The organism is Moritella sp. 24 (genome assembly GCF_018219155.1).
In the GTDB taxonomy this organism is placed as follows: Bacteria; Pseudomonadota; Gammaproteobacteria; order Enterobacterales; family Moritellaceae; genus Moritella.
Window position 1 is genome coordinate 4,360,557 of sequence record NZ_CP056123.1, and the last position, 16,588, is coordinate 4,377,144.

Genomic DNA, 16,588 nt, shown 5'->3' on the forward strand with positions numbered 1-16,588 from the left:
GCCACAATTCTATCTGTATTTACCTCGAACCCAACTAACTCATGCCAGTTCCGAGATACAACGCAGATTTGGTTAGATTATAACGCTAATTCTAGGCTTGGTTCTAACCAACGAATTGGTGCTTCTTGCGTTTCATCAACGGTGGTGAATTCCCACGCTTCTTGATTAGCAAGTAAGGCTCTTAGTAATAAGTTATTCATACCATGGCCAGTTTTGAATGCTCTAAACTCACCTAAGATTGAATGACCAGATAAATACAGGTCGCCAACAGCATCCAGTACTTTATGTTTTACGAATTCATCATCATAACGTAAGCCGTCATCATTTAGAATACGGAACTCATCAACCACGATTGCGTTCTCTAAGCTACCGCCGAGTGCAAGATTCTGTGATTGTAAGTATTCAATGTCTTTCATGAAACCAAACGTACGTGCTCGGCTGATTTCTTGATGGAACCAGTCGCCAGAGAAATCTGCACGAATATGTTGGTTTTGACCTTCAAATACAGGGTGATCAAATTCAATACGTAAATCCATGATAAAGCCATGGTTAGACGGTAAGAATTCAGCCCATTTATCGCCATCTTCAACACGAATAGGTTGTTTGATTTTAATGAATTGCTTCGCACAGTTCAGTTCTTCAATTCCTGCACTTTGCAGTAAGAAAATAAACGGACTTGCACTACCATCCATAATTGGAATTTCAGCAGCATCAACTTCAATAATGATATTATCAATACCAAGACCAGCTAATGCAGCATTGAGATGTTCAACGGTAGAAATACGATGGCCATCTTCACTAATAAGACAAGTACATAGCATCGTGTCTTTCACCATGTCTGCTGATGCTTTAAAATCAACAACTGGATTAAGATCGATACGACGGTAAATAATACCGGTGTTCGCTGCCGCTGGACGAAGATTAAGGGTAACCTTGTTGCCAGAATGTAGACCGATTCCGGTACCACGAACTGCTTGTTTTAATGTTCTTTGTTTAATCATTAATGTCACCCTATTTAAATCCCACACTCCAACGAGAGGCCGAGCAATTTACCACAGCCCTAGTGAAAATGCAAAATCACCAATCCAAACTCGTCTTATATAATTCAGTCTTTACACTAAAAACAATGCGTCAGACTGAATTACATTCTAGCTACAGTACGATAAAGTATTAGTCTGCTTGACGACGTAAAAACGCAGGAATATCAAGATAATCCGGTTCACTTTTCGTTGCAGTAGTCGTATTACTTTCACCAACAGCAACTTGCTGTACATCTACTTGCTTATCGGCTGGAACAACAGTAGCTTTAACAGTTTCTTCAGCTTTAGTTTGTTCAACTTTCGCTTCTTCAACTTTCTTTACTGGTGTTGGTACTAGCGTGATATCAGGTTTATTTTCAGCACCTATACCTGTAACAACAACTGTTACACGTAATTCATCCGTCATTTCAGGATCAATCACAGCACCAACAACAACCGTTGCATTATCAGATGCGAACGCTTTAACAGAGTTACCAACAGTTTCGAATTCTTCGATATTAATATCTAAGCCCGCTGTGATATTAACAAGAATACCGCGCGCACCCGCCAAATCGACATCATCAAGCAATGGGCTTGAGATTGCAGCTTCAGCCGCTTCTTCAGCACGATCTTCACCAGACGCAACGCCTGTACCCATCATTGCAGTACCCATTTCGCTCATTACTGTGCGAACATCGGCGAAATCCACGTTGATTAGACCTGGACGTGTAATTAGTTCTGCAATACCTTGAACAGCACCAAGCAATACGTTATTTGCAGCTTTAAATGCATCAAGTAAGCTTACGCCACGACCTAATACTTTAAGTAATTTGTCGTTAGGGATAGTAATTAACGAATCAACTTGTTCACTTAATGCATCAATACCAGCTTGTGCATAAGTTAAACGACGCTTACCTTCAAAAGAGAAAGGTTTTGTTACAACAGCAACTGTTAAAATGCCAAGTTCTTTAGCAATTTCAGCAACAACTGGTGCAGCACCAGTACCAGTACCACCGCCCATACCAGCAGCAATAAAGATCATATCTGAGCCTTGTAGGTGCTCACGAATAGTATCGCGATCTTCCGATGCCGCTTCACGGCCAACAGCTGGATTAGCACCTGCGCCGAGGCCTTTAGTGATAGTGTTACCGATTTGAATTACAGATCCAGCGGCTGAATTACGTAATGCTTGCGCATCCGTATTAACAACTATAAATTCAACACCTTCAATTGTTTCACTGACCATGTGATCAACAGCGTTACCGCCGCCACCACCAACACCAATGACTTTAATGACAGCTTCATCGTTACTATCATCGAGTAGTTCAAACATGGTAATTTCTCCAAAAATCTTATAGGGTTTTAGAACCCGCCTTTGAACCAGCTAGTTATTTTTTTGAGTAGCTGATTACAATTATTCCTTTCTACGACTACTTCTGTCGTTGGTTCGAACTGTTGTTCTTTACCAAACTGAAGTAAGCCAACCGCTGTTGAATACACTGGTGTATTTACATACTCAGTTAACCCATTGATATTTAAAGGGGCACCGATTCTAACTTGTGAGTTAAACACGCTTTCAGCACATTCAACCAAACCTTCAATTTGTGCTGCGCCACCAGTCAGGACTATACCCGCAGCCAATTTTTCCAGTTTTAATGACTCTAAAACAGTTTTTAATTCAGCTTCAACCATTCCGAATAGCTCAGAATATCGAGGTTCGATCACTTCTGCAAGTGTTTGTCGCTGTAAAGTGCGCGATGGTCGACCACCAACACTGGCAACTTCGATAGTATCATCGCGCTGTAATAAATTAGCATGCGCACAACCAAAGTTAACTTTAATATTTTCGGCATCTGCAGGAGGTGTACCAAATGCATACGCAATATCACTAGTAACTGCATTACCAGCATAAGAAAATACCGAAGTATGACGTAATGAACCGTCATAAAATACGGCGATATCAATCGTACCACCGCCGATATCAACAACACATACACCAAGCTCTTTTTCATCATCTGTCACGACTGCATAACTTGATGCTAAAGCAGAAAAAATTAATTTATCGACTTGCAATTCGCAACGTTCAGCACATTTTACAATATTTTTTGCCATATCGTTGTGACAGGTGATCAAATGTACCTTCGCTTTCATGCGAACGCCGGATAAACCAACAGGGTTTTTTATGCGCTCTTGATAATCAATAGCATACTCCTGTGGTATTACGTGCAAAATTCGATGCTCATCACGAATACGCACAGACCTTGCAGTATAGATCACATTATCTACATCATCTTGTGTGACTTCGTCTTCAGAAATCGCCACCATACCAATTTCATCTTGGCTACTGATATGTTTACCTGAAATACTGAGGTAAACAGATGATATTTTCATATCTGCCATCATCTCAGCTTCTTGTAACGCACGTTGTACCGCTTTTACGACAGATTCAAGATCGTTCACACCACCTTTATCCATCCCTCTTGATGTACTTTCGCCTAATCCGATAATGTTCAGTTCGCCATCAGGTAATAATTCACCCACTACAACAGCTATTTTTGATGTACCGACATCTAAACCAACAATTAATTTTCGTTCCATCGACTTAGTCATTATCATTACTCTTTATTGTCATTTTTCCAGCCAACTGAGAAACCTGTATCGTAACGTAAATCTATATAGGCTATTTTATCTTTATCTAATACCGCAACATAATCGATATAACGTTGGATCCGAGTTATCGCATCTTCTCGTCCTAAGCGCAACATAATACCATTACTTAATACAACCGTTATTGCATTGCGTAAATTAAGTGTCATTTTAACAATGTTATAATCATTTAACTCTAATAATCCTTTGAATTCATTGTACTTAGACAATGTTTGCGCGATTCTATCATCCGGACTATAAAGTTTCACTAATGATCGCGGTGCACGATTAATGTCCGCATCAAAGACAATGCCGTCTTCATTTAATAATTGCGTATCATTCCAGACTGCTACAACGGGCTGCTCTTGGATGTAAACACGCAACAAATCAGGCCAGCTTTTACGAACCGAGGCATGATAAACCCAAGGTAATGACTCAATTTTTCGTTGGATGTCATCAACATTAACCGAAAAATAGTTTTCGATAGCTGGTTTTTTTAATAACACAGCTCGAACATCATCATCGCTGACATAATCACGCTCACCTTGAATGATTAGCTTTGACATCGGCATCTTACTGGCGTCAGTTAAGTATGCTTCCATACTACTAAACATCCAGCTAAAAAATACTATCACCATAAAGAAGAAAACGAGACCTAAACTTCGTCTTAAACGTGACGGCGTTAATTCTTCATCGCAGGACTCATCCGCTTGAATTTCAAGTTCAGTGAGCGCATAGATATTATCGTCTGGCGCATCTGCCGATGGTGTTGTGATAGCTGCTGTCATATTAAGATACGTTTATTAATGCGCGAGCGCTAATACCTTTGAAACTAAACTTTCAAAATTATAGCCTGCAGCATTTGCAGCCATCGGCACTAAGCTTTTTTCAGTCATCCCCGGAACCGTATTCACTTCCAATAACTGGAATTGACCCTCTGCATCTAGCATCGCATCAACACGGCCCCAACCTTCCGCAGCAACGGCATGGAATGCTTTTAATGCGTAAGCTTGTAATTGCTGACGTTGTTCATCAGTAATTGGGGCTGGGCATAAATACTCCGTCGTATTCGATTGGTACTTAGCCTGATAATCATAAAAAGTATTTGGTGTCTTAAGCTGAATCACAGGTAATACTTCAGTACCAAGAATCGCGACCGTAAATTCAGGGCCTTCGATCCATTGTTCAATTAAGATCTCGTCATCATATTTAAATGCGGCTGTTACCGCCGTTTCTAATTCAGCAACACTATGCACTTTCGCCATACCGATACTTGAGCCTTCTTTTGCAGGCTTAATAATAACGGGTGAACCAAGTTCAGCGATAATATCAACGGCAACTGAATTGCTAAAATCAGTGGGTGTAACAACACGATAAAGTGCAGTCGGCAGACCTTGAGACTGCCAGATTTGCTTAGTTCGGATCTTATCCATCGCTAATGCAGCACCTAACACGCGGCTACCAGTATAAGGGATTGCGAGCTGCTCTAATGCACCTTGCATCACACCATCTTCACCACCACGGCCATGAAGTGCAATAAACGCATGTGTAAAGCCATCACGACTTAATTGATGAACATCATATTCAGCAGTATCTAAAGCATGTGCATCAACGCCCGCACGCTGTAAACCAGCAGTCACAGCTGCGCCAGATTTTAATGAAACTTCACGTTCAGCAGAATGTCCGCCAAATAGAACTGCTACTTTTTTGCTGCTTGTTACGCTCATGATTACTTCTTCCATTGTTTCATCGTACTAACATTCATTTCCATTGCTGCTAGTTCTTTAGCAAGCGTACCAACATTACCAGCACCTTGCGTCAATACCAAGTCACCGTCTTGTAAATGATCAGCGAGAATAGCTGGTAGTTCATCAGGACTAGATACAAAGATCGGGTCGATTGCACCGCGCTGTCTAATACTACGACATAATGAACGGCTATCTGCTCCCGGAATTGGCTCTTCACCTGCAGGATACACTTCTAATAATAATAATAAATCGACTTTTGATAAGACATTTGCAAAGTCTTCATATAAATCGCGTGTACGTGTATAGCGGTGTGGTTGAAATACCGATACTAAACGCTTTTCAGGCCAACCAGCACGGGCAGCAGTAATCGTCACATCAACTTCTGTTGGGTGATGCCCATAATCATCAACGAGCATCACATTACCTGTGCCTGAATCAAATTGGCCTAAGTGGTCAAAACGTCTACCCGTTCCAGCAAAATCAGCGAGCGCTTTAACAATCGCACTATCTTTAATGCCATCTTCCGTCGCAACCGCGACAGCGGCCGTTGCATTCAAGGCATTATGCTGACCCGGAGAGTTTAAACTAACACGTAAATCATCACGATCTTTACGGCAAATAGTAAAATGGCTTTGATGCCCTTTTTGCACATAATCTACAATACGAACATCTGCTTTTTCAGAAAAACCATAAGTAACCACCTGACGACCAACGTCTGGGATCAATTTTTCAATTACCGCATCATCGGCACACATAACAGCTAAACCATAAAATGGAAGATTATGTAAAAAATCAATAAAGGTTTTTTCTAATTTTGCAAAGTCGCCACCATACGTATCCATATGATCAGCTTCAATATTCGTCACTACTGCAACCATAGGCTGTAATAATAAGAATGAAGCATCACTTTCATCTGCTTCTGCGATCAGATAACGGCTCATACCTAAGCCAGCATTCGTACCAGTACTCTTAACTAAACCACCGTTAACAAATGTTGGATCTAAGCCTGCTTCATGATAAATACCTGTCACGAGTGCTGTTGTCGAGGTTTTACCGTGCGTCCCCGCAATCGCGATACCATGACGGAAGCGCATGAGTTCAGCAAGCATCTCTGCACGTTTTACGACTGGAGTACGATTTTCATGTGCCGCAATAATCTCAGGGTTCGTTAAATCGATTGCCGTTGAGACAACAACAACACTGGCATTAAGTACATTTTCTGCTTTATGATCAAAATTAATTTTTGCGCCTAACTTAACCAAGCGTTCAGTCACTGGATTCGGTGCTAAATCAGAACCAGTGATCTGGTAACCTTCATTTGCTAATACTTCGGCGATACCGCCCATGCCAGCACCACCGATGCCAACAAAATGAATAGTTTTCACACGGCGCATCTCTGGCACTATTGTTCTAAGTTGTGCGATCTTTTGTTCAGGCATTATCTTCTCTCTTAACTTAATGCTGAGCAGGTATTTGCCACCTGCTCAGTTGCATCTAGGATTGCAGCGCTTTTGGCCGCATTCGACATCGCGACAAGTTGCGCTTCATCGTCAATCCATTGCTGTAATAATTTTGCTAAATCAGGTGCATTAAACTCGCTCTGCGGCATTAATACTGCACCACCTGCTTGCACTAACGATTGTGCATTTTTAGTCTGATGATCATCTACCGCATGCGGTAATGGAATGAAAATAGCAGGTAAACCAGCGACAGCTACTTCAGATACCGTTAACGCGCCAGCACGACAAACAACCACATCGGCTTGACCATACGCCTGCGCCATATCACCAATAAAGTCAGTCACTTCAACATTAGCTGTCACACCAACAGTCTGGTAAGTGTCTTTAACGACAGCGGTATTATTTTTACCGACTTGATGACGAACACAAATTTTATCTTGTGGTAATAACGCGATAGCAGCAGGTAACGTCTCATTTAATACTTTAGCGCCTAAACTGCCACCAACAACTAATATCGTCAGCTTTTCTCTATCTGTTTTAACTTGTTCATGTAATGCTAATACATCTTCACGCACAGGATTACCGACCAGTTGCCCATGATTGAATGCACCAGGGAAAGCCATTAAGACACGTTTTGCAATTTTCGCTAACAAACGATTCGTTAAGCCAGCAGCCGCATTCTGTTCATGCAATACCACGGGAATACCTTGTAACCATGCAGCAACACCGCCCGGACCACTCGCAAAGCCGCCCATACCTAACACGACATCAGGCTTAAAATATTGCATCACTTTACGCGCTTGTAAAACTGATTTCAAAATACGAAAAGGTGCAGCGCATAAGCGTTTAATGCCATTACCACGTACGCCTGATATATCAATAAATGAGATATCAAAACCATGTTGTGGGACTAAATCTGCTTCCATTCGATCAGCAGTGCCAATCCAATGAATTACCCAGCCTTGTTGCTGCAAATGTTTTGCGACCGCAATACCGGGAAATACATGACCGCCAGTACCACCAGCCATCACTAATAAACGTTTTGTCATAATATCATCTTCAACTGTTATGAGATTTAATCAGAGATTACAGTTAATTTATTCATTAATGTTATCACTAACTTGGGGTAGCATTATTTGATATCGACACTTTTTGTGCGCGATATTCATAATCAATGCGTAAGAGCACCGCCACAGCACAGCTCATGATCAATAAACTTGAACCGCCATAGCTCACCAAGGGTAATGTTAACCCTTTTGTTGGTAATAACCCCGATGCAGCACCAACATTAACTAAAGTTTGAAAACAGAACCAAACTCCAATACTAATTGCCAGAAAACCAGCAAATGATTGATCAAGCTCTAGACTACGACGACCAATTTGTAATGCTTTAAACACCAGTAACATCTGTAGCATCAATACAATAAAGACACCCAAGAAGCCTAATTCTTCAGCCAAAATAGCGAATACAAAATCGGTATGCGCTTCTGGTAAATATTCCAACTTTTGGATCGAATTACCGAGACCTTCACCACTAAAGCTGCCACGGCCAAATGCCATTAAAGATTGAGTTAACTGATAGCCACTGCCGAATGGATCATCCCAAGGGTCGAGAAAAGAAGTAATTCGACGCATTCGGTAAGGCGATAATATCACTGCTAATGCACCCAGTAAAATCGCGACAACGCATAATGCTATGAAGTGTACTAATTTTGCACCACCGATAAATAACAGTGCGACACTCGTGGTTAAAATAACCATAACAGAGCCGAAATCAGGTTGAACAAGAAGCAATGCAGAAATAACAACAATCACTAATAAGCCATTCACAAAGCCTTTATAACTTTCTTGTAATAGACTTTTTTGACGCACTAGATAACCAGAAAAATAAGTAAATAGCGCAAATTTTGCAAATTCGGCAGGCTGCATATTCAAAGGACCAAGAGAGATCCAGCGAGTACTACCATTTACAGTACGTCCGATCACGAGAACCAGTACCAGTAATGCAATTGCGACAAACAAAAAACGTACACTATTACGTTCAAAAAATGCTATCGGCACATTCAATACACAGATCGCCGCAAACAAAGAAACACACAGAAATATTAAATGCTTTTTCACAAACATGAACGGGTCATTACCCAGCGCAATACCTTCTGGTAATGATGCTGATGCAACCATGACTAAACCAACCATCATCAAGACAATAGCTAATAATAATAACTGTCGGTCATACACAGCAGTCTGTTGTTCTTCAACACCTAGCAGATAGGCTTTCGTCCGTGTTAAAAATTCCATTACAGGGCCTTAACTAACGCTCTAAAGTGATCACCACGCGCCATAAAATTAGCGTACATATCAATACTGGCACACGCTGGTGATAATAAAACCCAATCACCCGGCTGTACTAATTCACTAATTTCACGAATCGCAACCGTTAGGTCGGCAACAAGCTTGGTATTACTCGCTAATGCAGTAAAACATTCAGCGTCTTTACCAAAACAATAAGTAAGGGCAATATCATCACATAGTGCAGATTCTAAAGGACTAAAATCAGCCCCCTTGCCATCACCACCTGCAATCAGATATAAACGCCCTTTAACACTACTTTTAAGACCATCAAGCGCCGCTAACGTGGCCCCAACATTCGTTGCCTTGGTATCGTTAATCCACATGACATCATTAAGCTCACGAATAAATTCACAACGATGGGCCAACCCAGTGAATTGCATCAAGCCCGGTAGCGTTTTAGTACGATCTACACCAGCAGCATCAAGCAACGCAATCGCAGACAATGCATTCATTAAATTATGCACACCCGTGATCTTTAAATCATCCGCACTGATAATGCCTTCGCCTTGATAAGCAAGCCACGTACTACCTTGCTGTTGAATCAAGCCATAGTCAGCATTATCTTCACCAAAGCTATGCTTAATTGCGCTAGTCGTATTCGCTTGTTCAGGACAAGCGGTTAACACATCATCACGATTCGTTACGACCGTTTGCGCATGCTGATAAATAGACAATTTTGCCTGACGGTAAGCCTCAAAATCAGGATAGCGATCAAGGTGGTCATCCGTTACATTCAGTACTGTTGCAGCCACAGCTTGTAAACTGTGGGTCGTTTCCAGTTGAAAACTTGAAAGCTCTAAAACATATAACTGATAAGGGTCTGCAACATCGAGAAGGTCTAGCGCTGGAATTCCAATGTTGCCACCGATTGCGGTTTTAACACCTGCTGAATTCGCCATTTCGCCAACAAGTGTCGTCACCGTCGATTTACCGTTAGAACCTGTAATTGCAATAATCGGAGCTTTAGCTGCGCGGACAAACAATTCGATATCACCAATCACTTCCACACCATTTCGCTGTGCAGCTGCGATCGCTGGCGTTGCAATCGCAATACCAGGGCTAACAATTAATTGTTTGGCTTGTAATAAGATCTCGGGATATAATCCGCCTTTATACAAGGTTACCTGAGCAGGCAATTCATCTTGTCCCGGAGGTGCATCACGACTATCGACGACAACAGGGACAATACCTTGTTTTAGGAAATAGCGTACACAAGACAGACCCGTTTGGCCTAAACCAACAATAACAATAGAAGATGCCATATTTTGCTCAGATAATTGTGTCATTAGCGAACCTTTAACGTAGCTAAGCCAATGAGTACTAAAATAATAGTGATAATCCAAAAACGCACAATAACACGCGGTTCTGGCCAGCCTTTCAATTCATAATGATGATGAATTGGGGCCATTCTGAAGATACGTTGACCACGTAACTTATATGAACCCACTTGCAAGATAACCGACACGGTTTCCATTACAAATACACCACCCATAATCACGAGCATAAACTCTTGGCGAACTAATACTGCAAGCGTACCTAGACCAGCACCTAACGCTAACGAGCCAACATCGCCCATAAACACTTGTGCAGGGTAAGTGTTAAACCATAAGAAGCCCAGTCCAGCACCCACAATCGCGGCGCACACAATAACCAGTTCACTGGCTTGTGGGATATACGGAATAAACAGATATTCTGCAAATTTAACGTTACCCGTTAAGTAAGCAACCAGCATGAATGCACCCGCAACCAATACTGTTGGCAAAATAGCCAATCCATCCAGACCATCAGTTAAGTTAACCGCATTACTACTGCCTACAATCACAAAGTAAGTTAATACAATAAATAGCAGACCTAACTCAGGCATGTATTCTTTAAAGAAAGGCACAACTAATGTCGTTTCAGCCGCCGAGCCTGCTGTCACATACAAGTAAACCGCGATACCAATCGCAACCGCCGACTGCCAGAAATACTTCCAACGTGCGATTAAACCATCTGTATCTTTACGGATCACTTTACGATAATCATCAACAAAACCAATTGCACCAAAGGCAGTAAACACAAACATCATGATCCAGACGTATGCATTATCCAACCTTGCCCATAATAATGTTGAGACTAAAATAGCAATCAAGATCATCACACCACCCATCGTTGGCGTACCGCGCTTACTGAAGTGAGACTCTGGGCCATCATCACGTACAATTTGGCCAATCTGCATATCTTGCAAATAGCGGATAAGTTTCGGCCCCATCCATAATGTCAGTAACAGTGACGTAATAATCGTGATAATTGCACGAAAAGTGAGATATGAAAAAACTCTAAATAGCGAGAAGTGCTCACTTAAAGATTCGAACAACCAAACTAACATTTTATTTCCTTTACTGTATTTTTAACTAACATTGTATTTTCGATTAACATAGCTGCGTTATCGGATAATCTAGTGGCTAACAAGTCGATCACTTGCTCCATTTTAGCGCTACGAGAACCTTTAAATAATAAGGTAAACATTTGCTCTTCAGGTGCCGTTGTCACCAATTCAACTAATGCATCAACTAATCGTGTTTGCGATAAAAAAGCACGACCATTTATACCCGCAGTTAACGCCGCTTCACGACTCATCGTGCCACAGGTATATACATGGTCAACCTGTTGCTGCTGTGCATAATGACCGACCTGTTGATGCATATCCGCAGTACTGTCACCAAGTTCACCCATGTCGCCCATTACTAAGATATTTTTAGAAGGGAAATGTGTTAACACATCAATAGCTGCTTTTACCGAAGCAATATTGGCGTTATACGTATCATCAATAATACGTATACGCGGTGTTAATAATGAGATTTTCAATCGACCTTGCACGTTTTCCATCGATTCGAGACCGAGTTTAATGGTTTTAAGGTCAATACCAAAACAGCTTGCCATCGCTGCTGCAGCTAATGCATTCGCCACATTATGGCGACCAGCAACCCTTAAATTAATAATGCACTCACCCTGTGTAGTACATAGTTTAAATGTTGGGTTACCGGCATCATCAAACATAATATCAGCGGCAAAGTAATCAGCACTCGCGTCAACAACAGAAAAATTAACATGTCTCTGTGCGTCAACTTTACGTAACCAGTACTGATAAAACTTATCATCGCGGTTAAGTACAGCCATACCCCGCTGCTTCACACCAGAAAGAATCTCACTTTTGGCCAGAGCAACACCCTGTAAATCACCAAAGCCCTCTAAATGCGCGGCATCAACATTATTAATTAACACTACGTCTGGCAATACCAATCCAGTAGTATAACCAATTTCTTTTTTGTGATTAGCACCAAGCTCCATCACTGCAAATTGATCTTCATGTTGGAGACGTAACAAGGTCAACGGCACACCGATGTCATTGTTAAAGTTACCCGCTGTTGCTAATGTAGGTGCAACTAACTTTACAATTGCCGCTAACATTTCTTTGGTTGTCGTTTTACCATTACTTCCGGTCAACGCAGCCACTTTCGGATTAACTTGTTCACGCACCATTTTGCCTAATAAACCTAACGCAATTCGGCTATCTTTGACGACAATCTGAGGAATATCGACTGCTTGCTTTTTCGTGACGATAGCAGCTATCGCACCTTGCTCAGCAGCTTTCGCAACAAAACTATTCGCATCAAAGTTATCACCACTTAATGCGACAAATAAATCACCACTTTTGATTGTACGCGTGTCTGTTGAAACATCAGTAATAACGACATCATCACCTTGATACTTGCCATTAAGTTTTATCGCTATCGCGCTTAACGCTAAATTAATCATTGTTGGTTATCCAGCATCTCTGTGATCGTATCTCGATCACTATAATGGTGCTTCTTCACACCGATAATTTGATAATCTTCATGACCTTTACCCGCCACTAAAATAATATCGTCTGCAGCACTTTGCGTCATTGCCCAATGAATCGCACGACGACGATCGTGAATAATTTCCACAGCATCAGGATAAGTAAGACCAGCAAGCATATCAGTTACAATCGTAGAGGCAGACTCAGTACGCGGATTATCATCAGTAATGACAGCCATATCTGAAAATTGTTCAGCGACTTGTGCCATTAATGGTCTTTTACCTGTATCACGGTCACCACCACAGCCATAAATACACCAAAGTTTGCCTTCACAGTGTACACGTAATGCTTGTAAGGCTTTTTCTAATGCGTCTGGCGTATGAGCGTAATCAACAACACAAGCTGCATGGCCTTCTTGTTTAAACAATTCCATGCGGCCACACACAGCCGTTAATTGTGGCGCGACTTGCAATAACGCAGTTAAGTCATAACCGAGCGCTAACAAACTTGCGCAAGCGGCAATTACATTCGACGCATTAAACTCACCAATAAGGCCACACTTCAGCGTCCCCTCACCCCAGCTAGTTTTTAATTCACAGCTAAAGCCAGTTGTATCAAAACTTAAATCACGACTGTATAAGAAAGGGCTCGTATTATTAGATAAATCTTGCTGAACCGAAAATTGGATCGCATCAGGCCACTCTTGTGACCATGCTTTACCATAAGCATCATCTACATTGAGGATTTTATGCTTTACTGCGTCTTGGAATAATATTTTTTTAGCGTCGGCATAAGTCGCCATATCACCATGATAATCAAGATGATCGCGAGTTAAATTAGTGAAGAGTGCAACATCAAAATCTAACGCATTAACGCGTCCTTGAATCAGACCATGTGACGATACTTCCATCGCACACAGTTCAGCGCCAAGTTGTAGTTGGTTCGCAATCTCACGTTGCACATCTAAACCACTACCAGTAGTATTTTCGGCTTGTACTAATTGATCAAATAAACCATTACCAATCGTGCCCATGACACCCGCTTTACCAGATAATAAAGTAACCCAGTTAGCAATAATTTGTGTAATAGTGCTTTTACCATTAGTGCCAGTGACACCAATAAGTTTTAGCTGTTGTGAAGGAGATTGATAAAAATTATCTGCTAATGCGGACAACGCCTGATTAAGGGCGAAGAAAGAGATAATAGCAATGCCATCAATATATTCGATGTAGCCATGTTCAGTCTGCGTATCTGCATCTTTAAGTACAGCAGTGGCCCCGTCTTTTATTGCACTGCTAATAAATCGACGCCCATCAAGTGCATGCCCATTAATCGCGACAAAACAATCACCCGACTTAATGTTACGGCTATCGATAATCAACGCATTAACGGCTAGCTCAATGTCAATATTCCACGTGCGTAGAGATAATTTTCGACATGAAGGGTTCATATCCCAGTCCTTAATATTTCTAATGTTCTAAACAAAAGACTCGCGTTTTAAGAGTCTTTTGCTGCAATCGTCAATGACTGCTTTTCATCTGGGGTTACGTTTAACATTTGTAATGTTCTTTCCATCACTTCACCAAATACTGGCGCAGCAATGACACCGCCGTAATAACGATCGCCACTTGGCGAATCGATCACAACAACAAGTGCAAAGCGTGGATTAGATACTGGTGCGACACCAGCAAATAACGCAACATAATCGTCGCCGTAACCGCCAGCAATCGCTTTACGAGAAGTACCGGTTTTACCTGCAACACGATAGCCATCAATACGGGCTTTATCACCTGTGCCGCCTTTCTCAACGACACTTTCCATCATGAGTAATAATTCTTGCGCATGTTTTTCTGATAAGACACGTTCTGACAATGGCATCGTATCTTGTTTTCTAATCGTCAGAGGACGGTATAAACCACCAGAGCCAATCGTTGCATAAGCATGTGCTAGCTGCAATGTCGTCGCCTGCATACCATAACCGAATGATAGTGTGGCATTCTCAAACTCAGACCAACGAGAACGACGAGGCATATAACCGCGACTTTCACCATTTAAAATCAAGCTACTTTCATTACCGAAACCAAATTGATAGTACGTATCAAGTAAACGTTGATGACCTAGTTTTAACGCAATTTTACTCACACCCATATTCGATGAATAACGTAAAATATCGCCTAAGGTCATATCACCACGGTTTCGCGTATCTTGCACTAAACGACCACCTAAACGCATACGACCAGGGTTAGTATCAACGAGCGAATCAGCGGCAATAATGCCATTATCGAGTCCACTCGCAACCACCAGTGGTTTGATTGTCGAACCAGGTTCGTAGCTATCAGTAATCGCACGGTTTTTTAATTTATAACTATCGTACTTACTGCGGTTATTCGGGTTGAACGAAGGACTATTTACCATCGCTAAAATCTCCCCGGTTTTCACATCGAGCATCACTAACGAGCCCGACACCGCACCATTATATTTCACCGCTTTTTTCAAACGCTGATAAGCTAATGATTGAATTCGCTGATCGATACTTAATTGAATATTATTGGCTTGTTCACTTTCTTGAATAACAGAAATATCTTCGATGACATTACCAAGACGGTCTTTACGAACAATACGTTTACCCTGCGTACCGGTAAGATAATCATTATAGGCTCTCTCGACACCTTCAATACCTTTATCATCGATATTAGTCATACCGACAAGCTGCGCGCTTACTTCACCAGTGGGATAGAAACGACGAGATTCGGGCGCTAAACTAACACCGACTAGTTTTAGCTGATCGATATATTTGGCGACAGCTGGACTAATCTGGCGCTTGATATACATAAAGCGACCATTTGATGCCATAATTTTGGTTTTCAAATCATCAAGATTAAGATCTAATATCTCAGCAAATGCTTGCCATGCACGCTTTTTATCAAAGCTATTTTTGTTTTTAATCGTACGGGGATCAACATGGATCGCCATCACTGGCACACTCACGGCCAATTCAACACCATTACGATCGGTAATAATGCCACGCTGTACTTGCTGTGAGGTCACACGCAAAGAACGCATATCGGCTTGTTTTCGCAGGTGTTCAGGATTAATGATTTGAATATAGGCAGTACGTGCGAGCAGGCATGAAAAAATGAGCACTACGGTTGCAGCAACTAAGCGATAACGCCATAGAATAAAATTTGGTTGTTCTTCTTCGTTGGGGATATTTTTACGATTTGTCACTGCTGTGTCACCAATTGCTCTTCTGCTGTACTTGGTCGATACATGCCGAGTTTTTGTTTTGCGGTGTATTCTATTTTACTGTGTTCTTCCAGCGTGCTTTGTTCTAATAATAAATTACGCCATTCAATATCAGTAAAGTCACGCTGAGTAAGTAACTGTTCTTTGTTGTTCGTTAATAAGCGGGTTTCATGCGTCAACATGATAACGGCAAAAGCGGAAATTAAGATACCAAATAACAGACTAACAACCACTTTATGCTGGCCGATGTCAGTTATGATGACTTTACCTAAATCCCACTTAATGCCAAACATA

At 41.5% G+C, this 16,588-nt stretch carries 14 protein-coding genes; all 14 read right to left on the bottom strand.

Translation table 11 applies throughout. From position 1 onward, the window contains the following. Positions 1–77: 77 nt before the first annotated feature. The 14 genes from lpxC to ftsL all read right to left on the bottom strand — a co-directional run bounded on the left by lpxC (position 78) and on the right by ftsL (position 16,587). On the bottom strand, positions 78–1,001 hold the full coding sequence (gene lpxC, locus HWV00_RS19455) for a UDP-3-O-acyl-N-acetylglucosamine deacetylase (RefSeq protein WP_211683901.1): 924 nt from the start codon (positions 999–1,001) through the stop codon (positions 78–80). A 169-nt stretch (positions 1,002–1,170) separates the two neighbouring features. Further along, positions 1,171–2,352: a cell division protein FtsZ gene (gene ftsZ, locus HWV00_RS19460; protein ID WP_211683903.1), complete on the bottom strand. Its 1,182-nt coding sequence runs from the start codon at positions 2,350–2,352 to the stop codon at positions 1,171–1,173. 29 nt (positions 2,353–2,381) lie between these two features. Beyond that, positions 2,382–3,629, bottom strand: coding sequence for a cell division protein FtsA (gene ftsA / locus HWV00_RS19465; RefSeq protein WP_211683904.1), 1,248 nt, complete (start codon positions 3,627–3,629; stop codon positions 2,382–2,384). 5 nt (positions 3,630–3,634) lie between these two features. Further along, the gene (locus HWV00_RS19470; RefSeq protein ID WP_211683906.1) at positions 3,635–4,453 is read right to left on the bottom strand and encodes a cell division protein FtsQ/DivIB; all 819 of its coding nucleotides are present in this window, start codon (positions 4,451–4,453) and stop codon (positions 3,635–3,637) included. A 15-nt stretch (positions 4,454–4,468) separates the two neighbouring features. Beyond that, entirely contained in the window at positions 4,469–5,407 is a 939-nt protein-coding gene (locus HWV00_RS19475; RefSeq protein ID WP_211683908.1) for a D-alanine--D-alanine ligase, read from the bottom strand. Further along, positions 5,395–6,855, bottom strand: coding sequence for a UDP-N-acetylmuramate--L-alanine ligase (gene murC, locus HWV00_RS19480; protein WP_211686715.1), 1,461 nt, complete (start codon positions 6,853–6,855; stop codon positions 5,395–5,397). The genes HWV00_RS19475 and murC overlap by 13 nt, the downstream gene beginning before the upstream one ends. Before the next feature lie 8 nt (positions 6,856–6,863). Continuing rightward, on the bottom strand, positions 6,864–7,922 hold the full coding sequence (murG, locus tag HWV00_RS19485) for an undecaprenyldiphospho-muramoylpentapeptide beta-N-acetylglucosaminyltransferase (protein ID WP_211683910.1): 1,059 nt from the start codon (positions 7,920–7,922) through the stop codon (positions 6,864–6,866). 67 nt (positions 7,923–7,989) lie between these two features. Further along, positions 7,990–9,171, bottom strand: coding sequence for a cell division protein FtsW (ftsW, locus tag HWV00_RS19490; protein WP_211683912.1), 1,182 nt, complete (start codon positions 9,169–9,171; stop codon positions 7,990–7,992). Continuing rightward, complete coding sequence (murD, locus tag HWV00_RS19495; RefSeq protein WP_211683913.1) at positions 9,171–10,511, bottom strand: UDP-N-acetylmuramoyl-L-alanine--D-glutamate ligase; 1,341 nt, start codon at positions 10,509–10,511, stop codon at positions 9,171–9,173. The genes ftsW and murD overlap by 1 nt, the downstream gene beginning before the upstream one ends. Further along, the gene (gene mraY / locus HWV00_RS19500; protein ID WP_211683915.1) at positions 10,511–11,593 is read right to left on the bottom strand and encodes a phospho-N-acetylmuramoyl-pentapeptide-transferase; all 1,083 of its coding nucleotides are present in this window, start codon (positions 11,591–11,593) and stop codon (positions 10,511–10,513) included. The genes murD and mraY overlap by 1 nt, the downstream gene beginning before the upstream one ends. Beyond that, complete coding sequence (murF, locus tag HWV00_RS19505) at positions 11,587–13,023, bottom strand: UDP-N-acetylmuramoyl-tripeptide--D-alanyl-D-alanine ligase (RefSeq protein ID WP_211683917.1); 1,437 nt, start codon at positions 13,021–13,023, stop codon at positions 11,587–11,589. Before murF ends, mraY begins: the two co-directional genes overlap by 7 nt. Further along, positions 13,020–14,498: a UDP-N-acetylmuramoyl-L-alanyl-D-glutamate--2,6-diaminopimelate ligase gene (gene murE / locus HWV00_RS19510; RefSeq protein ID WP_211683919.1), complete on the bottom strand. Its 1,479-nt coding sequence runs from the start codon at positions 14,496–14,498 to the stop codon at positions 13,020–13,022. Before murE ends, murF begins: the two co-directional genes overlap by 4 nt. A 47-nt stretch (positions 14,499–14,545) precedes the next feature. Continuing rightward, entirely contained in the window at positions 14,546–16,276 is a 1,731-nt protein-coding gene (locus HWV00_RS19515; protein ID WP_211683921.1) for a penicillin-binding protein 2, read from the bottom strand. After that, the gene (gene ftsL / locus HWV00_RS19520) at positions 16,273–16,587 is read right to left on the bottom strand and encodes a cell division protein FtsL (protein WP_211683922.1); all 315 of its coding nucleotides are present in this window, start codon (positions 16,585–16,587) and stop codon (positions 16,273–16,275) included. The genes HWV00_RS19515 and ftsL overlap by 4 nt, the downstream gene beginning before the upstream one ends. Position 16,588 lies beyond the last annotated feature (1 nt).